Source organism: Pseudochrobactrum lubricantis, assembly GCF_041929865.1.
Lineage (GTDB): Bacteria > Pseudomonadota > Alphaproteobacteria > Rhizobiales > Rhizobiaceae > Pseudochrobactrum > Pseudochrobactrum saccharolyticum.
Genome location: NZ_JBHEEE010000002.1, coordinates 392,231 through 414,877 on the forward strand (window position 1 = coordinate 392,231; position 22,647 = coordinate 414,877).

The 22,647-nt window shown below is 50.4% G+C and carries 20 protein-coding genes and 3 tRNA genes; 18 read left to right on the forward strand and 5 right to left on the reverse strand.

What is annotated here, in order from left to right:
• Positions 1 to 29 precede the first annotated feature (29 nt).
• The 3 genes from JNC80_RS06290 to JNC80_RS06300 all read left to right on the forward strand — a co-directional run bounded on the left by JNC80_RS06290 (position 30) and on the right by JNC80_RS06300 (position 3,895).
• Positions 30 to 938, forward strand: a complete 909-nt coding sequence (locus JNC80_RS06290; protein ID WP_028233639.1) for a cation diffusion facilitator family transporter — start codon at positions 30 to 32, stop codon at positions 936 to 938.
• Between the two features lie 456 nt (positions 939 to 1,394).
• Entirely contained in the window at positions 1,395 to 3,101 is a 1,707-nt protein-coding gene (leuA, locus tag JNC80_RS06295; protein ID WP_376709811.1) for a 2-isopropylmalate synthase, read from the forward strand.
• 134 nt (positions 3,102 to 3,235) lie between these two features.
• Positions 3,236 to 3,895 carry a hypothetical protein gene (locus JNC80_RS06300; RefSeq protein ID WP_376709812.1) on the forward strand — a complete coding sequence of 220 codons (660 nt, stop codon included), beginning with the start codon at positions 3,236 to 3,238 and terminating at the stop codon, positions 3,893 to 3,895.
• Here the strand turns inward: JNC80_RS06300 and JNC80_RS06305 are convergent.
• Positions 3,858 to 4,835 carry a metallophosphoesterase family protein gene (locus JNC80_RS06305; RefSeq protein ID WP_306401212.1) on the reverse strand — a complete coding sequence of 326 codons (978 nt, stop codon included), beginning with the start codon at positions 4,833 to 4,835 and terminating at the stop codon, positions 3,858 to 3,860. The two genes, JNC80_RS06300 and JNC80_RS06305, sit on opposite strands and share 38 nt — an antisense overlap.
• Positions 4,836 to 4,997: 162 nt before the next feature.
• On the opposite strand from JNC80_RS06305, the gene JNC80_RS06310 reads away from it, so the two are divergent.
• Both JNC80_RS06310 and JNC80_RS06315 read left to right on the forward strand, forming a co-directional pair.
• Positions 4,998 to 5,453: an NUDIX domain-containing protein gene (locus JNC80_RS06310; RefSeq protein WP_376709813.1), complete on the forward strand. Its 456-nt coding sequence runs from the start codon at positions 4,998 to 5,000 to the stop codon at positions 5,451 to 5,453.
• Between the two features lie 29 nt (positions 5,454 to 5,482).
• A complete protein-coding gene (locus JNC80_RS06315) occupies positions 5,483 to 6,013 on the forward strand; it encodes a gamma carbonic anhydrase family protein (RefSeq protein ID WP_075656330.1) in 531 nt (176 codons plus the stop codon).
• 108 nt (positions 6,014 to 6,121) lie between these two features.
• Here the strand turns inward: JNC80_RS06315 and JNC80_RS06320 are convergent, their stop codons facing one another.
• The 3 genes from JNC80_RS06320 to JNC80_RS06330 all read right to left on the reverse strand — a co-directional run bounded on the left by JNC80_RS06320 (position 6,122) and on the right by JNC80_RS06330 (position 9,163).
• Complete coding sequence (locus JNC80_RS06320; protein WP_075656443.1) at positions 6,122 to 6,715, reverse strand: transglutaminase-like cysteine peptidase; 594 nt, start codon at positions 6,713 to 6,715, stop codon at positions 6,122 to 6,124.
• Positions 6,716 to 7,379: 664 nt separating this feature from the next.
• The gene (locus JNC80_RS06325; protein ID WP_376709814.1) at positions 7,380 to 8,009 is read right to left on the reverse strand and encodes a PilZ domain-containing protein; all 630 of its coding nucleotides are present in this window, start codon (positions 8,007 to 8,009) and stop codon (positions 7,380 to 7,382) included.
• A 191-nt stretch (positions 8,010 to 8,200) separates the two neighbouring features.
• The gene (locus tag JNC80_RS06330; RefSeq protein ID WP_376709816.1) at positions 8,201 to 9,163 is read right to left on the reverse strand and encodes a PAS domain-containing protein; all 963 of its coding nucleotides are present in this window, start codon (positions 9,161 to 9,163) and stop codon (positions 8,201 to 8,203) included.
• A gap of 662 nt (positions 9,164 to 9,825) precedes the next feature.
• Here JNC80_RS06330 and JNC80_RS06335 point away from each other — a divergent pair.
• Together JNC80_RS06335 and JNC80_RS06340 are read left to right on the forward strand one after the other, a co-directional pair.
• Complete coding sequence (locus tag JNC80_RS06335; protein ID WP_376709817.1) at positions 9,826 to 10,563, forward strand: rhomboid family intramembrane serine protease; 738 nt, start codon at positions 9,826 to 9,828, stop codon at positions 10,561 to 10,563.
• Positions 10,564 to 10,749: 186 nt separating this feature from the next.
• Positions 10,750 to 11,184 (forward strand): CBS domain-containing protein, encoded by a 435-nt coding sequence (locus tag JNC80_RS06340; protein ID WP_022710935.1) that lies wholly within the window; start codon positions 10,750 to 10,752, stop codon positions 11,182 to 11,184.
• Between the two features lie 212 nt (positions 11,185 to 11,396).
• Here the strand turns inward: JNC80_RS06340 and rlmB are convergent, their stop codons facing one another.
• Positions 11,397 to 12,287, reverse strand: a complete 891-nt coding sequence (rlmB, locus tag JNC80_RS06345; protein ID WP_225684899.1) for a 23S rRNA (guanosine(2251)-2'-O)-methyltransferase RlmB — start codon at positions 12,285 to 12,287, stop codon at positions 11,397 to 11,399.
• 280 nt (positions 12,288 to 12,567) lie between these two features.
• On the opposite strand from rlmB, the gene JNC80_RS06350 reads away from it, so the two are divergent.
• The 11 genes from JNC80_RS06350 to rpoB all read left to right on the forward strand — a co-directional run bounded on the left by JNC80_RS06350 (position 12,568) and on the right by rpoB (position 22,467).
• Positions 12,568 to 12,652: transfer RNA gene (locus JNC80_RS06350), tRNA-Tyr, on the forward strand.
• Positions 12,653 to 12,677: 25 nt separating this feature from the next.
• A tRNA-Gly gene (locus JNC80_RS06355) sits at positions 12,678 to 12,751 on the forward strand.
• 216 nt (positions 12,752 to 12,967) lie between these two features.
• On the forward strand, positions 12,968 to 14,143 hold the full coding sequence (gene tuf / locus JNC80_RS06360; RefSeq protein ID WP_022710937.1) for an elongation factor Tu: 1,176 nt from the start codon (positions 12,968 to 12,970) through the stop codon (positions 14,141 to 14,143).
• A gap of 65 nt (positions 14,144 to 14,208) precedes the next feature.
• Positions 14,209 to 14,284 (forward strand) — tRNA-Trp (locus JNC80_RS06365).
• 343 nt (positions 14,285 to 14,627) lie between these two features.
• Positions 14,628 to 14,828 carry a preprotein translocase subunit SecE gene (secE, locus tag JNC80_RS06370; protein ID WP_022709972.1) on the forward strand — a complete coding sequence of 67 codons (201 nt, stop codon included), beginning with the start codon at positions 14,628 to 14,630 and terminating at the stop codon, positions 14,826 to 14,828.
• Between the two features lie 50 nt (positions 14,829 to 14,878).
• Positions 14,879 to 15,409 carry a transcription termination/antitermination protein NusG gene (nusG, locus tag JNC80_RS06375; protein ID WP_116087609.1) on the forward strand — a complete coding sequence of 177 codons (531 nt, stop codon included), beginning with the start codon at positions 14,879 to 14,881 and terminating at the stop codon, positions 15,407 to 15,409.
• 175 nt (positions 15,410 to 15,584) lie between these two features.
• Positions 15,585 to 16,013 carry a 50S ribosomal protein L11 gene (gene rplK, locus JNC80_RS06380; protein WP_022709970.1) on the forward strand — a complete coding sequence of 143 codons (429 nt, stop codon included), beginning with the start codon at positions 15,585 to 15,587 and terminating at the stop codon, positions 16,011 to 16,013.
• A gap of 4 nt (positions 16,014 to 16,017) precedes the next feature.
• Positions 16,018 to 16,716, forward strand: coding sequence for a 50S ribosomal protein L1 (gene rplA, locus JNC80_RS06385; RefSeq protein ID WP_075657644.1), 699 nt, complete (start codon positions 16,018 to 16,020; stop codon positions 16,714 to 16,716).
• A 374-nt stretch (positions 16,717 to 17,090) separates the two neighbouring features.
• The gene (gene rplJ, locus JNC80_RS06390) at positions 17,091 to 17,609 is read left to right on the forward strand and encodes a 50S ribosomal protein L10 (RefSeq protein ID WP_022709968.1); all 519 of its coding nucleotides are present in this window, start codon (positions 17,091 to 17,093) and stop codon (positions 17,607 to 17,609) included.
• 51 nt (positions 17,610 to 17,660) lie between these two features.
• Positions 17,661 to 18,032 (forward strand): 50S ribosomal protein L7/L12, encoded by a 372-nt coding sequence (gene rplL, locus JNC80_RS06395; protein ID WP_075657645.1) that lies wholly within the window; start codon positions 17,661 to 17,663, stop codon positions 18,030 to 18,032.
• Between the two features lie 298 nt (positions 18,033 to 18,330).
• The gene (gene rpoB / locus JNC80_RS06400) at positions 18,331 to 22,467 is read left to right on the forward strand and encodes a DNA-directed RNA polymerase subunit beta (RefSeq protein ID WP_022709966.1); all 4,137 of its coding nucleotides are present in this window, start codon (positions 18,331 to 18,333) and stop codon (positions 22,465 to 22,467) included.
• Positions 22,468 to 22,647 lie beyond the last annotated feature (180 nt).

Sequence of the window (22,647 nt, forward strand, 5' to 3'; positions counted from 1 at the left end):
TCATGTTCGGAGAGATAAAAGGTTTGGGTATGGATGCTAATCTGAGAATTCGGCGGCTGGCTACATGGACTATTCCGGTATCCATCGGCGTGATGGCGCTTAAATATCTGGCCTATCTGCTTACCGGTTCTGTTGCGCTTTATTCCGATGCGCTGGAATCGATTGTCAATGTCATCGCTGCTGTCGGTGCATGGTGGGCAATTACAGTCAGTATTATGCCGGCAGACGGTAATCATCCTTACGGGCATCATAAAGCAGAATATCTTTCTGCTGTGGTTGAAGGTGTACTGATTGTTGTTGCGGCACTGCTGATTGTGCGTGAGGCGTGGAGTGCTCTGGAAACGCCGCGCACGCTGGATGAACCATGGCTTGGGCTGGGTATCAACCTGATTGCAGGCGTGATTAATATGCTCTGGGCAGGGCTGCTGATCCGTGTGGGACGCGCTGCCAAATCACCGGCTTTGCTGGCTGACGGCAAACATATTATGACGGATGTGGTGACGTCCGCAGGCGTGCTGGTCGGTCTGGTTGCAGCAATTATCACCGGCTGGTCAATTCTTGATCCGATTTTGGCGATTGTTGTGGCGTTGAATATTCTCTGGCAGGGCTGGCATGTTATCAATGCCTCCGTGCAGGGACTGATGGATGTGGGTGTTGAGCCTGTTGAGGAAATGCAGATCCGCGATATTATTTCCACCAATGCGGAAGGCGCACTTGAAGTGCATGACCTTAAAACCCGCATTGCAGGACGTGTGACTTTTATCGAATTTCATCTGGTTGTCGCAGCCGATATGACAGTCGGTGAATCGCATATTATCTGCGACCGGATCGAAGATGCGCTGCATGAAAAAATTGATAATTCACGGGTTGTGATTCATGTTGAGCCTGAGGATGAGGCAAAGCTTCCGCCGGGAACTGCAGCCGTTCCTTTTGCATAATGGAAATTTAATGCATTGATTTTTCATAATAAAAACGCTGTCCTGTCATTGTGCGGGGCAGCGTTTTTATTTTTCTCTGAATATGCTTGTAATTTTATTTCGTTTGCGGGGAAGTCTCTTGCAACTTGTTATCAAGGCGTATAGCATTTGTCCCATGAACAACGCGCATCATCATACCAGCTCTTTTGTGAGCTTCGGAGCAGATCAGGGCTTTGCAGCCGCTGAGTCTTGCGCGCGTCCACTCTCGCTTCTACTTCTACTCGGCCTTAGCGGCGATCGCCGGGCTCGTTGATTGGAGCGTCCGGCGGTCGTACAGAGCCGTCAGACTCATGCTCCGGTCAAAGAATCCGTTTCGATTGTGCCCGATTTTTCTGCATTTTCATTCTATAATTGAGCAGACAGGGCGTGTTTAAGGCGGCTGTATATTGCAGTTGCTGTGGCTGATGAGACTTTAAAATGACCAATATTATTTCCGCTTCCAAATCCCCTCGCAAAGGCATGCCGATTGCGGCTGAAAAATACACGCCGTTCAGAACCACTGTTTTGCAGGATCGCCAGTGGCCTTCAAAAATGATCGAAAAGGCACCGATCTGGTGTTCGGTTGATCTGCGTGACGGCAATCAGGCGCTGATTGACCCGATGGGGCATGACCGCAAGGCACGTATGTTCCAGTTGCTGATGGATATGGGCTTTCCGGAAATTGAAATCGGCTTTCCGTCAGCTTCCCAGACTGATTTTGACTTCTGTCGCTGGGCGATTGAAGAAGGCAATGTGCCGGATGATGTGGATTTGCAGGTGCTGGTGCAGTGCCGTCCGGAATTGATTACCCGCACATTTGAGGCGCTGGAAGGCGCTAAGACCCCGATTATCCATTTTTACAATTCCACCAGTGAATTGCAGCGCCGCGTTGTGTTCGGCAAAGATGTTGCCGGTATCAAGCAGATTGCTACCGATGCCGCCAAGATGATTATGGATATGGCTGCCAAAGCGAGCGGTGGCTACCGTTTCCAGTATTCGCCGGAAAGCTTTACCGGTACCGAGCTGGAAGTGGCTTTGGAAATCTGTAATGCGGTGACTGAAATCGTTAAGCCGACTGCTGAAAACAAGCTGATCCTCAATCTGCCGTCCACGGTGGAAATGAACACGCCGAATGTCTATGCCGATCAGATCGAATGGATGTGTCGTAATCTGGATAATCGTGAAAATCTGATTATCTCTCTGCATCCGCATAATGACCGCGGCACAGGTATTGCCGCAACCGAACTGGGTCTGATGGCCGGTGCCGACCGCGTGGAAGGCACATTGTTCGGCAATGGCGAGCGCACCGGTAACGTGGATGTGGTGACACTGGCACTGAATATGTTCACGCAAGGTATTGATCCTGAACTGGATTGCTCGGACATCAACCGTATGAAGGAAGTGTACGAATATTCCAATCAGCTGGTTATTCCTGAGCGTCATCCATATGTCGGTGAGCTGGTTTATACGGCGTTTTCCGGCTCGCATCAGGATGCGATCAACAAGGGTATGAAAGCCAAGAAAGGCGCGAATACGCCGGTTTGGGAAGTGCCTTATCTGCCGATTGACCCGCAGGATGTCGGCCGTTCCTATGAAGCGATTATCCGTATCAATTCCCAGTCAGGTAAAGGCGGTATCGCTTATATTCTGCAGCAGGATTACGGTCTGAATATTCCGCGCAAGATGCAGGTGGAATTCCGAGAAATCATTCAGCAGATTACGGATGATGAAGGTAAAGAACTGCAGGCACCGCGCATTTATGAAGAGTTCAAGAAAGCCTATGTGAGCCAGCCTGACTCGCGTCTGGAATTTGTTGATCACCACACTTTTGCTGATCCAGACAATAAAGCTGTCCGTATTATGCAGGCCGAGATCATTGATAATGGTGTGACAAAAACCATTGAAGGACGCGGCACCGGCCCTGTGGACGGCTTTATTGATGCGCTGTCGAAACATATCGGCATTGATATTTCCGTTGCCGATTATTCGGAACATTCGTTGCAGCGCGGTTCGGATGCATCGGCGATCAGCTATGTGGAACTGTCACATCCGCAGGGTTCTGTGTTTGGTGTTGGTGTGAACCATAATATTGTGACGTCATCGCTTGCTGCGATTGTTTCTGCCGCAAACCGTCTGATTAAATAAGATCACTCTGAGTGATACTAAAAAGGCCTGAAACTATACGGTTTCAGGCCTTTTTGTTATAATGCCGGTCTAAAGTCATAAAATCGCCATGCATGAGATTGCCTGTAAAATGCAGCAAGATAAAAGGCGGCGGTATGAATAAAAGCGAAGATGATTTCACGATATATCCGTCTGCATCTGTGCCGGAGGCACATTTATCCGGCGAAGAACGGCTGAAGACTGCAATCCGGCAGGCGAAAACTGCGCAGGCCGACCGTCTCGACAGTATTACCGATATCAGAGAGACGGATATTGCCCGTCTGGAATTGCTGTTGCAGGATTTGCAGCCGGTTTTTGATGCGGTGCCGGCAGCAGATGAGCAGTGGGATTTCTGCCTGAATAAAGGTATGCAACCGCGTTTGTGGCTGGATGCCAGCGCCTTTGTAATGATTGCCCGCGACCGGCGCAGCTATCATTTTGTCCGTGATACCCGTCTGGGGCGGATTATTCTGGCTGATAATAAAGACATTAAGGTCATTTCAGAAGCTGTGACGCGCTATATTGCTTCGCGGATTCTTGAGCGCGAGCGGCTGATGGATGACTGGACTTCTGATGTCCCTGTTGCAGCGCAGCAGGCCGCTGTCGCTGAAAATTCCACAGAACAGAGGAGCAGCGCAGAAATTTCGGAAAATCCGGCGCTGAATAAACTATTATGGTTTGCAGGCGGTGCTTTGCTCGGCTGTCTGGTGCTGATTTTAGCGCTGCATTATTATGGCATCACTCTGCCGATGCTGCCGGAATTGTTGCCGCGCTGATTTGCGGTGCAGCTTTGCCAAGCATTAATGTGCGTTCGCCGATCAGCTGTACGTCAGTATTTTCACCGGTAAAACCATATTGCTGCCAATGGCATTGCCAGCTTTGCGGCTGATCGAGTGCTTCAATAGAAAACAGATTATAGCGCGCGGGTGGTTTCCGGCCTTCATGACCAATCGGATAGGGCGCCTGACTGGCCGATGGTACGCAGATCACCGGAACTGCGCCATTTGGAGACGCAATTTCATTATAGGTTGCCAGATGCGTATGACCGTGCAGCACCAGTTCGGCACCGGCTTCACGGATCACTTTCTGAAAACGGCCAATGCCGAACAGCCGCTTATAGGCCGGTGTTGCATTACGGATCGGCGGATGATGAATCAGGATAACGCGGCACAGACCTTGCTCGCCGGTTTCAATCAGCATTTTTTTCAGCCGCGCGGCCTGTGCAGGCAAAAAATCACCGCTGGCCATGAACGGACCGGTCGCACGCGCCGAGCTGACGCCAATGATCGCCACACCGTCACGCACACGCAAATAAGGAAATTGCGGTCGTTTTTCACGATTGTCGATGCCATCGCCGCGCATCCACGGCTCCCATTTGCAGCAGGATTTATCCAGCGCACCCGGAACATAGGCATCGTGATTGCCCGGCACGAAAGAAACGTCTTCCTGTGAGCCGAGCTGTTTAAGCCATTCAAAGCCATTATCAATTTCAAGATTAAGCGCGAGATTTACCAGATCACCGGTGACGGCAATATGATCCGGCTTGTGGCTTTGCAGATCTTTAATCAGCCCTTCCAGCACCCAGTCATGCATGGCGCCTTTGCGGTGACGCTTCCAGTTAATATAGCCGGTGATGCGTTTGGAGGCCAGTTCGCGCAAGCGAACCTGCGGCAGCGGCGACAGATGAATGTCTGAAATATGGGCAAGTCTGAACATTGGCGAAGATTTAGCTTTCAACTGCGCATAGTCAATGAAAAACATACATATAAGAGTTTGGCGTGTAAAAACGCATGCGGGCTAATCGCTTTGCCAGTTGACTGGATCGTAAGCCGTACTCTTTATATTTAGTATCTCCGACCATTGCAGAAAAGCCGATTTATGAATTTTAAAAGCTGGTTCTTTCATACGTATTTTTTGTTCCGCCGTCCTATGACGCTGGGGGTGAGGGCTGTCGTGCTCGGGGATGAGGGGAAGAGTGTGTTTCTGGTGCGCCATACCTATGTCAAAGGCTGGCATTTGCCGGGCGGCGGTGTGGAGCGTGGAGAAACATTCGGGCAGGCTTTGATTGAAGAGCTGCGTGAAGAAGCCTGTATTGAACTGACCGCTACACCGGAACTTTTCGCTTTGTATAAAAATACCAAAGCTTCCAACCGCGATCATGTGGCGCTGTATATATGCCGGTCTTTTAAACAGACCGGAACGCGCTCACCCGATTGGGAAATTGCCGAAGCCGGATTTTTTCCGCTCAGTGACTTGCCTGACGGCGTAACAGAGGCCACGATGCGTCGTCTGAAAGAGGTCACAACCCATGCGGAGCCGGATGCGTTGTGGTGATTTGAGCTTGAGAAAACGGAGATACCACCATGCCGGTTTATGTGTTGGACGGCCATAATCCACAATTCGACCATCGTGCCAGTAACTGGTTGGCGCCGGATGCGACGTTGATCGGCAAAGTGCGTGTCGGTGAAAATGCGGGGATCTGGTTCGGCGTTGTAGCCCGTGGCGATAATGAGCTGATTCATATCGGTAAGGATACGAATGTGCAGGAACATTGTGTTTTGCACACCGATATCGGTTTTCCGCTGACCATTGGTGAGGGCTGCACAATCGGCCATCGGGCAATGCTGCATGGCTGCACGATTGGCGAGAATAGTCTGGTCGGAATCGGCGCAATCATTCTTAATGGTGCAAAAATCGGCAAAAACTCACTTGTCGGCGCCGGTGCTCTGGTCACCGAGGGAAAAGAGTTTCCGGATAATTCGCTGATTGTCGGCTCACCGGCGCGGGTATTGCGGGAACTGACCACAGAGCAAATTGAGAAACTGCGTGATTCCGCACAAAATTACGTTGCCAATGGTAAGCGTTATCAGCGCGGTCTGGAAATCGCGCCTTAATTGCTCTACAGCATAATTTCTTAAGCTTGAATCAGTTTAAGGTAAAATTATGCTGTAAATATAAAGTGTTAGAGTGAGTTTTGTACGCTCAAGAGGGCGCACGGCGCTCTAATTTCCCAGCGCTGATGTTGCAATACCGCTCATCAGCATTTCCGGTGCGTGGCGGATATCGACCCACTGGCCGCTGTGACGGGCGGACTGACGCTTGAGATAGGTGTAGTCCGTCTGGCTCCAGTTTTTGACGCTGTCTTCAAGATTATCCAGAATGAAATCACCGCGGTCTGTGCGTACTGTCAGTACGGCATGGCCTTCGCCATTGCTCTGACGGACAACAGTAATCAGCAATGTATTCACCGGAAAACCGGCATTAATCAGCATGCGGCGCTTGAGCAGCACATAGTCTTCACAATCGCCATATTGTGTCGGGTAAGACCAGACTTCTTCCTTGCCCCAGATTTCCATATCGGTGCGTGGCAGAATTGCAGTGTTTACCTGTGCATTGACCTGAACGATCTTGTTCCACAGAGCCTGTGTGAGCTGCAACGGGGCTTCTGAGCGGCTGGTTTGGCTGCATTCTTTTTTATACTGTTTGCAGAAGTCATAATGACCGACCGGCTGGGTTGTGCGGCCTTCCGTCTGCATCCATGGCTGAGCAGCCTGACTTGTCGTCGTGCCGCCGAACACTGTTCCTAAAACTGTCATTGTAAGCAGCAGAGTTGCGGCAGCCAGCTTATTCTTTGCTGTTGTGCTGCGGGCACTCTTTTTATGTGCTGTCTTTTTATACATTGTGACGCTCCTTGTTGAGAGCACCATGGCAGCGAGACATTGACACTATCCAAAGGGATATGAATAAGACAAAGTAAACGCAGAAGTGAAAATTCGTAAACCTTAACTGCCTGTAAAATCAGTGTTTTAACGAAAATTAGGACTTACTATACGCAAAATTCACGCAGGTTTCGGTTGTGTGAAAGCTTGAGGTTAACAGAGCGTTGTGCAGTTAACAGCGGGTTGAAATCCGCCGGATGTCCACAGCCTCTGGTTAATATGCGGTGTAAGACGTGCCGTGTGCGATAAGCTTATATTTACCTAGCCGTTTTGTGCTTTTACGAATTTGTAAAAATGAATTTCAGCGTTTGATAACTATAAAATATGAATGCGTGGCTTTTTACACAGGCTTGCCCTGAGAATGGTGATGCCTTGCCCTTAATACACAACAGCAAAGATCACTCAGAATCATAGATACAAGGGAAAAGGGGGCTTTAGTGCCGGATCGTTTACGCGGGCCGGTTGATGAAATCTGCGCGCGTCAACACGTTCACCCGATGTCCGGATGAATATAATAGGGCAGAATTAAACAGGAGATGCTTTAGTCTCTTGGCAGATCGGTTTGCAGAACCAGAAACTCAATACCGATGCCATCTTCAAAATGGCGCATGACTTTCGCCTGACTGTTGCCAAGCGTTACAATGCTGCGCAATGGTGGTCGCAGATTGGTGGCGACGGCTGCGCCGGACAGTGACAGATCAAGAATTTTACAGGCATGTTCCGAACCGTCATCAAGGATCAGGATCGCTTCGGTACGCGCAGGTGTATGACGGGCATGACGTCTTTGCTCTGACTGCTGGCTGGTGTTTTTGCTCAGCCAGTTGATTTTTGCAGCCAGTTTATTTTTCTGATGCACAGTCTGGATCAGCTGCAGCGTGAAATCATCCCGCTGAACACTGATGACAGTGCCTTCGAGCCGTCCGATATTATCCACATAAGCAATAATATGATCATCCGCACGGATGATGATTTCATCATCGCTCAGAGTGAGGTCGGCATTATTGGTGGAGATACGCCATAATTTGCAGGCATATTCACTGCCGTCAGCGCGCATGAAGCGGCCGTCCAGAGGTGATTTCAGGGTCAGTCTTACGGCAGAATCCGGTTGCTCCGCAGTCTTTGCAGGCGATGTGAATGAGGCGTGCGAAGATGGAGGTGTTTCTGCCGACATATGATTCAAAGGTGCCTTTGAGCGATTCTAAAAATATGAAAGCCGGTGTTTCCCCTTCACCGGCGATAATACGATACGATAAAATTTAACAGTACGCTACTAAAAGCTTAATTTTGTAGCGTTTTTACTTCACCATTCTATGGGGATAACAAATTTTACATCAGTACTGCCGGTTATACTGACCTTACAAATCAGGATTTGTCTTTGCCGCCGGTTATCAGCTTGAGATGTGCTGCCTTGGGTGCCTGATAGGCAGATTCGGTTTCCGGTGCCGCTGTATGAATACTTTTAATGAGATCAGCAACCGTCAGAGGAGCAGGTGCGCCGGTTATTGCCGGTGCGGGGCGGGCAGAATGCGGAACAATTTGTTCCGTTGCCCGCGCAGCCGGCATCAAAGCTTCGATCTGGGGAAGTAAGGCTCTGGCAAAAGCCGTATCTGCTACACCGATACCGTCAATTCTGATGCTTTCATCAAGAAGAGGGGCAGTGCCCGCTGCTGCGGTTTTCGCAATCGGCATATTATCCGCATTCGGCAGAAGTTCGTGATGGCGATCGAGCAAGACCTGAAGAACAGATTTCATCCCTTTCGCCGCATTCAGATTGTCATCCTGAACCGGTAGCGCAGCATTATTGTCCGAGAGACCCATGCGGTTACTGATGAGCGGTTCACTGCCGAGCCAGAGCGGCTGATCCAGTGCAACCATGCTGCCGATCCATGCAAGGGAACCGTCTGCCTCATGCAGCGGTAATAATAATGTTTCGAAATGGCAGTTTTTTTCGTTCAGCGTCTGGCCGGTATGTTCCAGCCGCAGCGGGCGGTAATCCAGACCGGAGAGATGCAGCTGTTCAGCAAGCCATGAACGGACATCATCATGCCAGAGAGATAAAAAGCGGGTATTGCGCAATTCTCTGCCATAAATTGTGCAGAGGCGGGTACCGGCCAGCCGGAACTGCCATTGCTTTGCCTGCGGAATATCTGCGGTCTCAGGCTGCTCTGTCGCGCCGTTGGTATCAGCATCACTGCGCAGAATGAAGATATTCGGTAGCTTGCCACCCAGCGCACGCGGGCTGATGTCACGACGATCCGGCGCTGCGCGGGTTCCGCGCAACCTGTCCCAATATGTGAGCAGATCTGCCGTCCAATCATGTTTCATGATATGGCGCTGTCCTCGTATCTTCCTGCGACCGGATATTTCTGCTTTTGCAGCGGAATACCGGCTGTGTGTAACATGTTGAGCGCGCATGTCTTTCAGATTGAAACACTGCTTTCGCGAAACATATTTTAATTTTCAAAACCCGATAAAAACTCCCAGCCGGAGCTGAGATTGACGGGTTTTTGAATATGTTTGATGGCGATAATATGCGCACAGGAACGTAAACAAGCCATGATTGAGCGCCGAACATCCACGAACAATAAAATTTATGGTTAACGCTTTGCTTCGATTGCATTAATCAATTAAGTATGTTTAGATACTTTTACGCAAAAGTTGCAGGCGTTTTATTGGGAAGCTGCCAATTGCATCTTATGCTTGAACTCCAGAATTTATGTCCGGACGATATTGTCCGTTCGCCGCCTGTTTAACAGGCGGTTTTTTCTTATCTGGACAAGGTTTCAAGAATTTCACCGGAATGCTTCAGGCTTGCCTCACGCCTGCGTATAAATGTGGGATGTAAAATGCCGCGACAAAACCGCTTTCCACTTTTACCGGAAGTGCTCTATGTTCCTGTTTGAGCGATAAATTCCGCAGACAGACCTTGTCGCATTGTGTTCTGACAGCACTCTGCCGATAAATTTGTAAATCATGATGAGGATAATATGCAGCAGCCGGTCAATGAAACCCGGACAGAGGATGACCGCGGACAAGGCGGTTCTCAGCCGGTCTTTAATATGCCGCCGGTTGTTGTGGCATTAATCGGTCTCTGTGCCGCTGTATATATTGTGCAGTTCTATCTGCTGAGCGATCCGCAATATATCTGGTTCCTGCTGAATTTTGCTTTTATCCCGCAGCGCTTCAGTGCGTGGGGCGGCTTTACCGATATTACAGCATGGTTCACTGCGATCAGCTATTCCTTCATGCATGGCGGATTTGCGCATCTGGCGGTGAACAGCGTGTGGTTTGCCGCTTTTGGTTCGCCATTGGCCGGTCGTATCGGGACACGTAAATTTCTGTTGTTCTGGATACTTACATCCATTTTGGCGGCATTCACCCATTATGCGCTTTATCCGGACAGCAATATTCCGCTCGTCGGTGCTTCCGGTGCGATATCCGGCATGATGGGGGCTGCGGCACGTTTCGGTTTCCGCCGTGTTACTTATTATACAGGGACAGGACGGCAGGTACCTGCTTTCGGCGGGTCGCTATTGTCGGTGGCTGAAACCTTGCAAAACCGCACCGTTCTGACATTTGTCGGTTTCTGGCTGCTCATCAATGTGATTACAGGACTTTATGCAACGCCTGCCGGTGAATTGTCAGGCATTGCGTGGGAGGCACATATCGGCGGTTTTGTTGCAGGATTCTTCGGCATAGCTTTGTTGCTGCGCGGACGCTCCTGAAACTGCTTTGTTTTATCGCCTTCCGCGATTCTGTGTTAGACTGAATCAACGGTCACCAGTACGCATGCTGCTCTTCCGTTCTTGTAACATTATGCAGTATTTTGTGTGCCGGTCAGCCGCCTGATGCCATAATCCTCTCTGTTTTCAGGAGGAAAATGTGATGTGTTTCATTATCGGGAGGAAATAATGACTGTACGCGCAATTCTGGAGCAGAAGGGCAGTGATGTTTTCACTGTCAGGTCAGATGCGAATCTGGAAACAGCAGCAAAACAACTCTCAGAACACCGGATCGGTGCTTTGCTGGTTGATGACGGCAAGGGCCGATATACAGGGATTCTTTCCGAGCGGGATATTGTGCGCGCCTGCGCTAATCACGGAATACAGGCCTTGCAGCTGCCGGTTTCAAAAGCAATGACGACAAAAGTGCTGCATTGCAGCCCGCAGGACAATGTTCATTATGTCATGGAAATGATGACACGGCATCGTTTCCGCCATGTACCGGTGGTGAATGAAGCCGGTGATCTCGTCGGTATTATTTCGATCGGTGACGTTGTGAAGCGTCGTATTGAACAGGCTGAACAGGAAACGGCCGAGATGATTCAATATATCGCTACTGCCTGATTGCTAAATTTTACTAAAGCATGTCGCAGCTAAATGGCCTCATTTAGCGTTCGCGAACATGCGACAATTAAAAGAATCTAGAGCGAGTGCCATGAATGCTATTAATCGCGACACGCTCTAGAAAAGCCCTGCATTGAGTGATTCAGGAGAATGTCACGGTCAAAAGTGACACTCAGCGAATCCCCGATACAGGGCTTTGTTGTTCAAACTTGTTATTTGCTCAGGAAACGCTGGGCAGCATAAAGTGAAATTGCAGCGGCGTTCGAGACATTGAGCGATTTAATTGCGCCCGGCATATCAAGCCGTGCCAATGCGGTAACTGTTTCGCGGGTTTTCTGGCGAAGACCTTTACCTTCCGCGCCAAGCACGAGAGCAATCTTGTCGCCTTTGAGCGTGTGTTCCATTTCCTGAGGGCCTTCAGAATCAAGGCCGATAGTCATGTAACCCAGCTCATGCAGCTCCTGAATCGCTTCAGCAAGATTGCGCACTTCAATCTGGTCGATCATTTCCAGGGCGCCGGATGCTGATTTGGCCAGAACGCCTGATTCCTGCGGGCTGTGACGGGATGTTGTAATCAAAGCATCTGCGCCGAAAGCCACAGCCGAGCGCAAAATAGCGCCGACATTGTGCGGATCAGTAACCTGATCCAGAATCAAAAGCAGCCTGCCTTCTTTCAGATCCTGCAATTTACGCGGTTTAAGCGCTGCAGTTTCAATAAGAACACCCTGATGAACAGCGTCGGAGCCGGTCAGCGCATCAATATCGCGCGGCTCAACCATTTCAGGAGCGAGACGGGCAATAGTTGCTTCATCCAGTTCCAGACGGGCGAGGGCGTTTTTAGTGACCATCATACGGAAAATTTTGCGGCGCGGATTTTCCAGCGCGGCTTTTACCGTATGCAGGCCATAAAGACGGGTGATTCCGTCGCCCGCAGGCGTACCTTTTACAGGTTTACGCTTAGGGAACCGGTTATTTTGCGAATTTTGTTCGCTGCCGCCGGATTTTTGATCACGAAACTGGCGCCGAAGACGCGCATAATGCGAATCTTTTGGTGTGCCGGAGGAGGAGCCGGATGAGTCCGGTGACGATTTTTTATCTTTCATGAGCGCTCTATACCGATTTTCCTGTCTTCAAGGTAGCATCTTTCCTTATTCACAGGCAGGAAAGTTTCATGATGCGAAAAAACTACCCCTGAAAAGCCCTATATTGTGGATGATTGATAAGCCTGTGAAAATTTTGTGCATTTTTTTCAAAAAGAGCTGTTGACTTATCAGGGTGTTATCGGCATAACCCGCCTCGTTCACAGCGACAAACGAGCCAAGCGCTACGGGGTCACAGTGAACGGAATGCCTAGTCGCTCAACTCTGCTTGCAGTGAGTTTCTGGAGGAGTGCCCGAGTGGTTAAAGGGGGCGGACTGTAAATCCGCTGGCTTAGCCTACGTTGGTTCGAAACCAACCTCCTCCACCACTGCCAGAGCAGGAGTTTAGAGTGCGCGGGTATAGCTCAATGGTAGAGCAGCAGCCTTCCAAGCTGAATACGCGGGTTCGATTCCCGCTACCCGCTCCAGATTTATTTCAGGGCGGTTTGGCGTGAGTAACTTGGCGGGCTTTGAATAAAGCTTAAGCCGGAAGCGAGTTGATAGAGTTCCGATCCGGTAGCGGGGCGGGGCTTTAGTTCTACTATATAATATCCTTGACTGTCAGGTCGTAGGGTAAGTTATATGGCAATTAAAATTGTTGCAGCGCATTAAATTAAGCGTTGTGGTGAAAGAGAGCGACAGCGATGGCAAAGAGCAAATTTGAACGTACCAAACCGCACGTCAATATCGGCACAATCGGTCACGTTGACCATGGTAAGACCTCGTTGACAGCTGCAATCACCAAGTTCTTTGGTGACTTCCGCGCTTACGACCAGATCGATAACGCACCGGAAGAAAAAGCCCGCGGTATCACCATTTCGACCTCGCACGTTGAATATGAAACAGAAAACCGCCACTACGCACACGTAGACTGCCCAGGCCACGCTGACTATGTTAAGAACATGATCACCGGTGCTGCGCAGATGGACGGCGCGATCCTGGTTGTTAACGCTGCTGACGGCCCGATGCCGCAGACCCGTGAGCACATCCTGCTCGCTCGTCAGGTTGGTGTGCCTGCAATCGTTGTGTTCCTGAACAAAGTTGATCAGGTTGACGATGCTGAGCTGCTCGAACTCGTAGAAATGGAAGTTCGTGAACTTCTGTCGAAATACGACTTCCCAGGCGATGATATTCCAGTTGTTAAGGGTTCGGCTCTGGCAGCTCTGGAAGACAGCAACAAGACAATCGGTGAAGATGCAGTTCGTGAACTGATGGCCGCTGTTGATGCTTACATCCCAACTCCAGAACGTCCTGTTGACCAGCCGTTCCTGATGCCAATCGAAGACGTATTCTCAATCTCCGGCCGTGGTACAGTTGTTACCGGTCGTGTAGAACGCGGTATCGTTAAAGTTGGTGAAGAAGTTGAAATCGTTGGTATCAAAGCTACCGGCAAGACAACTGTTACCGGCGTTGAAATGTTCCGCAAGCTGCTCGATCAGGGTCAGGCTGGCGACAACATCGGTGCACTGGTTCGCGGTGTAGGTCGTGATGACGTTGAACGTGGTCAGGTTCTCTGCAAGCCAGGTTCGGTTAAGCCACACACCAAGTTCAAGGCAGAAGCTTATATTCTGACCAAAGACGAAGGTGGCCGTCATACACCATTCTTCACAAACTACCGTCCGCAGTTCTACTTCCGTACAACTGACGTAACCGGTATTGTGACCTTGCCAGAAGGCGTGGAAATGGTTATGCCGGGCGACAACGTAACTGTTGATGTTGCGCTGATCGTGCCAATCGCTATGGAAGAAAAACTCCGTTTCGCGATCCGTGAAGGTGGCCGCACCGTTGGTGCAGGTATCGTCGCTTCGATCATCGAATAATAGATTTCACAAGGCTGGTACGCCAGCCTTGTCCGCCGGTCTGATAGATTAGGGCGGAAGAGTTTAGGGGTATAGCTCAGTTGGTAGAGCGACGGTCTCCAAAACCGTAGGTCGCGGGTTCGAGCCCTGCTGCCCCTGCCATTTCAGAAAAGCGGTGCTGTATTGATTTACAGTGCCGCTTTTTTGTGCTTAATAGGTGCCGAGCTGGTCTTGTGTGTCAGCGCAGTCGTTTTATAAATAATATTAACCCGCCGCAGGGCAGGGGCGCCATGCACTTTCCGTGCATGATATGCGGGAATTTATTATATCTTAGCATATGGGCTTGTTTTTTTATGGAATCGGCTCTATGTAGGGCAATACGTAAACGGTGCGTGGGATTGAGTTTTCGTCCGACGTGCCGTAATCTTGTGAGTTCTTTCTGATTAATACATTCTTAACGGCTTGTTTTGATTGGGATTAATTTTTTTCAAGCGCAGAGTGGCAAATGGCGTCCAAAACAAATCCGATTACGTTTTTCCGTCAGGTTCGTGCTGAGACGGCTAAAGTAACGTGGCCAACCCGGCGTGAAACTGTTATTTCAACTGTCATGGTTGTTATTATGGCTTTTCTGGCGGCGCTGTTTTTCTTTTTTGCGGATCAGTTGATGGCTTATGGCGTTGAATTGCTTCTGAGTCTCGGTCGTTAATATAGGCTTGGTTGGCATTTGGCTGGTGTGAGCTATACGGGAGAAGCATAATGACTGCGCGTTGGTATATCGTACACGCATATTCGAATTTCGAAAAAAAGGTTGCTGAAGCAATCGAAGAAAAGGCGAAGCAAAAAGGTCTGTTTCATCTTTTTGAAAAAATTCTGGTGCCTACAGAAAAGATCGTGGAAGTGCGCCGCGGCCGTAAGGTTGACGCAGAGCGCAAATTCTTTCCGGGCTATGTTCTGGTTCGTGCCAATCTGACAGATGATGTCTATCATCTGATTAAGAATACCCCGCGCGTAACCGGCTTCCTCGGTACAGAGTCGAAGCCTGTTCCGATCAGTGACCGTGAAGTTCAGCAGATTCTTTCTCAGGTGGAAGAAGGTGTTGAGCGTCCACGTGCTTCTGTATCGTTTGAAGTGGGTGAATCTGTTCGTGTTTCGGATGGTCCTTTCGCTTCCTTCAACGGTATCGTGCAGGAAGTTGATGATGATCGTTCGCGTCTGAAGGTTGAAGTGTCGATCTTTGGTCGCGCAACACCTGTAGATCTCGATTTTGGTCAGGTTGAAAAACTCTGATCATTTCAGCCTAAGGGCTGAGTTGTCACCAAGGTGACAAATTGGGTGGAAGGGGCGCAGGCTTAGCCGCTCTGTTAACCGGACCACCCGCTGCAACGCTGCATATGCAGTGGTGATAGAGTGCCGTAAAGGCATTTAACATTGCCCTGAGGGGCAAGAAAAAAGGCAGATAGTAATGGCTAAAAAAGTTGCAGGCCAGCTGAAGCTTCAGGTAGCTGCTGGCGCCGCAAATCCATCGCCGCCAATCGGTCCGGCTCTGGGTCAGCGCGGTATTAACATCATGGAATTCTGTAAGGCATTTAACGCTGCCACGCAGGAAATGGAAAAAGGTTCGCCTGTTCCGGTCGTGATTACCTATTATCAGGATAAGTCCTTCACATTCGTGATGAAGACTCCTCCTGTAACCTACTTCCTCAAGAAGGCTGCTAATCTGAAGTCCGGTTCCAAAGAGCCTGGCAAGATTTCTGCCGGCACGGTTTCCCGTGATAAAGTGCGCGAAATTGCTGAAGCCAAAATGAAAGACCTGAATGCGTCTGACGTTGAAGCTGCAATGCGCATGGTTGAAGGTTCTGCCCGTTCGATGGGTCTGAAGGTGGAAGGCTGATACGATGGCGAAAATTTCAAAGCGTGTCGCTAAAATCCGTGAAGGCGTAGAGCCTATGAAACTTTACGACCTGAGCACTGCTCTTGGTCTCGTAAAGGAACGTGCTGTTGCGAAATTCGACGAAACTATCGAAGTTTCGATGAATCTCGGCGTAGATCCACGTCATGCTGACCAGATGGTTCGCGGCGTTGTTAATCTGCCAAACGGTACAGGCCGTACTGTTCGCGTTGCTGTATTTGCCCGTGGTGACAAAGCTGAAGAAGCTAAGAAAGCCGGTGCGGATATCGTTGGTGCGGAAGACCTGTTCGAAACCATCAATGCCGGCAATATCGATTTCGATCGCTGCATTGCCACTCCTGACATGATGCCACTCGTTGGTCGTCTGGGTAAGGTTCTCGGCCCGCGCGGCATGATGCCAAACCCTAAAGTCGGTACTGTGACTGTTGATGTTGCCGGTGCTGTTAAGGCTTCCAAGGGCGGCGCAGTTGAATTCCGCGTTGAAAAAGCCGGTATCATTCATGCAGGTATTGGTAAGGCTTCTTTCGAAGTTAAGGCTCTGGAAGAAAACATCCGCGCTTTCGCAGATGCAGTTCTGAAAGCCAAGCCAGCCGGTGCAAAAGGTGAATACCTGAAGCGCGTTGCGGTTTCTTCGACCATGGGCGTTGGCGTCAAGGTTGAACCTTCGAGCGTTAAAATCGCCTGATTTGCTTTTACGGAATAAATCTGTAAAAGCCTGATTCAAATGTTGCCCGAGTAATTGCGACATTCGAATTGAAACAAGTTTCCGGGGCCTCTGGGCCCGGATCACCGGAAGTAAAATTCCGGTATCCTGTCCGAGATTGCAGGTGGTTCGCCTTAATTTTATGAGCCTGCATGAGACGTGGAATGACCTTATTTTTTGCAGCTTTGCTGTGTTTTAAGGTTTGAACCGTAGTTGCCTTGACCGGATCTGCTCTCGGGCGGTGAAGGGGAAGGGGACAGGAACCTCGTAAGTTGGATAGCACTTCTTACACGCTATCCGGCAAAGGCAACCCGGTAAGAATACTCCTGTGTATTCTTATCAACTGGAGAGAGACAGTGGAAAAAGCGGAAAAGCGCGAATTTGTCACTTGGCTGAACGGCACTTTCAAAGAGTCCGGTTCGGTCGTCGTGGCCCACTATAGCGGTCTCACAGTTGCACAGATGAGCGATCTTCGCGAAAAAGTCCGTGCAGCAGGCGGCGCCGTTAAAGTCGCGAAGAACCGTCTTGCCAAAATCGCTCTTCAGGGCACGGAGTCCGAAGGCATTGCAAATCTGTTCACCGGACAGACTGTAATTGCTTATGCAATCGATCCGATTGCAGCTCCGAAAGTAGCGGTAGAATTCGCTAAGACCAATGACAAGCTTGTCATTCTTGGTGGTTCTATGGGTGCGACTACTCTCGATGCAGAAGGCGTGAAAGCTCTTGCTTCCCTGCCGTCGCTCGACGAACTGCGCGCCAAGCTGGTTGGTATGGTTCAGACACCAGCCACCCGTCTCGCTGTGCTCACAAGCGCGCCAGCAGGTCAAATTGCTCGCGTTATCGGCGCACATGCCCGGAAGAACGAGGCGGCGTAAGGCCGTTCTCGCTGTTATAACAGTTCAAACCTTAATCAAAGGAATATACAAATGGCTGATCTCGCAAAGATCGTTGAAGACCTGTCCGCACTGACCGTTCTGGAAGCTGCAGAACTGTCCAAGCTTCTTGAAGAAAAGTGGGGCGTATCTGCTGCTGCTCCTGTAGCAGTTGCTGCTGCTGCCGGTGCTGCTGCACCAGCCGCTGAAGAAAAGACCGAATTTGACGTTATCCTCGCTGATGGCGGCGCAAACAAGATCAACGTGATCAAAGAAGTTCGCGCGATCACCGGTCTGGGCCTGAAAGAAGCTAAGGACCTCGTAGAAGGTGCTCCTAAGGCTGTTAAAGAAGGCGCGTCGAAAGACGAAGCTGAAAAAATCAAAGCTCAGCTCGAAGCAGCTGGCGCTAAGGTTGAACTCAAGTAATTTGAGTGATCCGGCGGGCTTAACGGCCCGCCGTTTTCCGCTTATGAGCGGACGTTTTTTGTAAGCGCCTGATTTTAGGTGACAAACAAAAATGGATAGCATAATGAACTGTATATGTCTTTCATGATACGTGGCAGATTTTATAGTTCAAACGGTTACAAACCCTTTTCCTGACAGAAGAGCAGCTGTCAGGAAACGGGTTTTGACCCGTTCATAGGACCGTCGTAAGACGGCAAGCAACAGGCCCTGGTATTCCCACGGGCTCAGAACGCCGTAAGGCACAGAACGAGGAGCGACGATGGCTCAGACCCACTCTTTTAACGGTCGTAAGCGCGTACGCAAATTTTTCGGCAAGATTCCAGAAGTCGCCCAGATGCCGAACCTCATTGAGGTTCAGAAGGCATCCTATGACCAGTTCCTTATGGTCGATGAACCTAAGGGTGGACGTCCTGACGAAGGTTTGCAGGCTGTTTTTAAGTCGGTGTTTCCGATCTCGGATTTTTCCGGGGCCTCTATGCTCGAATTCGTCAAATACGAATTCGACGCGCCAAAGTTCGATGTGGATGAGTGCCGCCAGCGTGATCTGACCTATTCAGCACCGCTGAAAGTGACACTGCGTCTTATCGTTTTTGATATTGACGAAGATACAGGCGCAAAGTCCATTAAAGACATCAAGGAACAGGATGTCTATATGGGCGATATGCCGCTCATGACCGACAATGGTACCTTTATCGTCAATGGTACGGAGCGTGTTATCGTTTCGCAGATGCACCGTTCGCCTGGTGTGTTCTTTGACCATGATAAGGGTAAAACCCATTCTTCGGGCAAGCTCTTGTTCGCTGCGCGCGTGATCCCGTATCGCGGTTCCTGGCTCGATATCGAATTCGATGCCAAGGATATCGTATACGCACGTATCGACCGTCGCCGTAAGATCCCTACCACATCGCTATTGATGGCGCTGGGTATGGACGGTGAAGAAATTCTTTCGACCTTCTATAACGCTGTCCCTTATACACGTGACGGCGAAAACTGGCGTATTCCGTATTCGGCTGACCGCTTCAAAGGTATGAAAATCATCGGCGATATGCTCGATGCTGATACCGGTGAAGTTGTTGCTGAAAGCGGCCGTAAGCTGACTGCGCGCGCTGCCAAGCAGATCGCGGAGAAGGGCGTTAAGGCGATCCGTGCGACGGATGATGATCTGCTCGGTTCCTATCTGGCAGAGGATATCGTCAACTATGCAACCGGTGAGATTTATCTCGAAGCCGGTGATGAAATTGACGAAAAGACTCTGAAGATTCTGCTCGAAACCGGTGGCAACGAGATCAATATTCTTGATATCGACCATGTGAATGTGGGTGCTTACATCCGCAATACGCTGGCTGCTGACAAGAACCAGTCCCGTCAGGATGCGCTGTTCGACATCTATCGCGTGATGCGTCCGGGTGAGCCTCCGACAATGGATTCCGCAGAAGCGATGTTTGAATCGCTGCTGTTTGATTCAGAACGTTACGATCTGTCGGCTGTTGGTCGTGTTAAGATGAATATGCGTCTTGACCTCGATGCAGCGGACACTGTTCGTGTTCTGCGCAAAGACGACATCCTGGCTGTTATCAAGACGCTCGTTGAGCTGCGTGACGGCAAGGGCGAAATCGACGATATCGACAATCTCGGCAACCGTCGTGTGCGTTCCGTTGGCGAGCTGATGGAAAATCAGTACCGCGTCGGTCTGCTGCGTATGGAACGTGCGATCAAGGAACGTATGTCCTCGATCGAAATCGATACAGTCATGCCGCAGGATCTGATTAATGCGAAGCCGGCTGCTGCCGCTGTTCGCGAATTCTTCGGTTCCTCGCAGCTGTCGCAGTTTATGGATCAGACCAACCCGCTGTCTGAAATCACTCATAAACGTCGTCTGTCGGCTCTCGGACCTGGCGGTCTGACCCGTGAACGCGCAGGCTTTGAAGTCCGCGACGTTCATCCGACCCATTACGGCCGTATCTGCCCGATTGAAACACCGGAAGGTCCGAATATCGGTCTGATCAACTCGCTCGCAACTTTTGCGCGCGTCAACAAATATGGTTTCATTGAAAGCCCTTACCGTAAAATTATCGACGGTAAGATCACCAATGAAGTCGTTTATCTTTCCGCTATGGAAGAAGCCAAGCACTATGTTGCTCAGGCCAATGCTGAAGTGGGCGAAAATGGTGAATTCGTTGAAGAATTCGTAATTTCGCGTCATGCCGGTGAAGTTCTGATGGCGCCGCGTGAAAACGTGGATCTGATGGACGTTTCGCCGAAGCAGCTGGTTTCTGTTGCTGCCGCGCTTATTCCGTTCCTGGAAAACGACGACGCCAACCGCGCTCTGATGGGCTCGAACATGCAGCGTCAGGCCGTGCCTCTGGTACGTGCGGAAGCGCCGTTTGTCGGTACCGGTATGGAGCCGATTGTTGCCCGTGACTCCGGTGCTGCTATTGGTGCACGCCGCGGCGGTATTGTTGATCAGGTGGATGCGACACGTATCGTTATCCGTGCAACTGAAGACCTCGATCCTTCGAAGTCCGGCGTTGACATTTACCGTCTGATGAAGTTCCAGCGCTCCAACCAGAGCACCTGCATCAATCAGCGTCCGCTTGTGCGCGTTGGTGACCGTGTAGGGAAGGGCGACATCATTGCTGATGGTCCGTCGACCGATCTGGGTGATCTGGCTCTTGGCCGTAACGTGCTCGTCGCGTTCATGCCTTGGAACGGCTACAACTACGAAGACTCCATCCTGCTTTCTGAAAAGATTGTTTCGGATGACGTGTTCACTTCGATTCATATCGAAGAATTCGAAGTTGCTGCCCGTGATACCAAGCTCGGACCTGAGGAAATCACACGTGATATTCCGAACGTTTCGGAAGAAGCACTGAAGAACCTCGACGAAGCCGGTATTGTCTACATCGGTGCCGAAGTTCATCCTGGCGATATTCTCGTCGGTAAGATCACACCAAAGGGTGAAAGCCCGATGACGCCGGAAGAAAAGCTTCTGCGCGCTATCTTTGGTGAAAAGGCTTCTGACGTCCGTGACACCTCAATGCGTATGCCTCCGGGAACATACGGTACTGTTGTGGAAGTTCGTGTTTTCAACCGCCACGGCGTTGAAAAAGATGAACGCGCAATGGCGATTGAGCGTGAAGAAATCGAACGTCTGGCAAAAGACCGCGACGACGAACAGTCTATCCTTGACCGTAACACCTATGGTCGTCTGGCAGATATGCTGGAAGGTAAGATTACTGCTGCGGGTCCTAAGGGCTTCAAGAAGGGCGTTGCGGTTAACCGCGATATCCTGACTGAATATCCGCGTTCCCAGTGGTGGCAGTTTGCCGTTGAAGACGAAAAGAGCCAGAGCGAACTCGAAGCTCTGCGCAACCAGTATGACGCATCCAAGAAGCTGCTTGAAACACGCTTCATGGATAAGGTCGAAAAGGTTCAGCGCGGCGACGAAATGGCTCCGGGCGTCATGAAGATGGTTAAGGTCTTTGTTGCTGTTAAGCGCAAGATCCAGCCAGGCGACAAGATGGCCGGCCGTCACGGTAACAAGGGTGTGGTTTCCCGCATTCTGCCAGTAGAAGATATGCCGTTCCTAGAAGATGGTACCCATGCGGACATCGTGCTTAACCCTCTGGGTGTGCCGTCCCGTATGAATGTGGGCCAGATTCTGGAAACACATCTGGGCTGGGCATGTGCCGGTATGGGTAAGAAGATCGGGCAACTGATCGAGGTCTATAAAGAGACCGCAAATATCCAGCCGCTGCGCGACACTCTGGAACATATCTATCCGGACAATGACCGTAACGAACCGGTTCGCTCTTATGATGACGACAGTGTCCTCATGCTTGCAGATCAGGTGAAGCGCGGTGTGTCGATTGCAACACCGGTCTTTGACGGTGCTGTTGAAGCAGACATCAATGCGATGCTTGCCGATGCAGGTTTGGCAACTTCCGGTCAGTCGACGCTCTATGACGGCCGTACAGGCGAACCTTTTGATCGTCAGGTGACAATGGGCTATATTTATATGCTCAAACTGCACCACCTGGTTGATGATAAGATCCACGCCCGTTCGATCGGACCTTACTCGCTCGTCACACAGCAGCCGCTGGGTGGTAAGGCGCAGTTCGGTGGTCAGCGCTTCGGTGAAATGGAAGTCTGGGCGCTTGAAGCCTATGGTGCAGCTTACACGCTGCAGGAAATGCTCACCATCAAGTCTGATGACGTGGCAGGACGTACCAAGGTTTATGAAGCGATTGTTCGTGGTGACGATACATTCGAAGCGGGTATTCCGGAGAGCTTCAACGTTCTCGTGAAGGAAATGCGTTCGCTTGGTCTGAATGTCGAACTCGACGATACACGCGACCTGGTAGCGCCGACAGAGCTGCCTGACGCAGCAGAGTAAAAACAAAGGCGTGACGCGGTTTTCCGCGCCACGCCATTATTGCCATTATTCGGCAGTATGTTTTGAAAGAATGACGGTTTCAGGCGCTGTGTCTGGCCGTTGCGCAGATTAGGGCAATTGCCCGTCAGAGAGTATCAGGGCGCTAAAGCCTGTGCCGGATACTGCTCTGCATTTAGATTC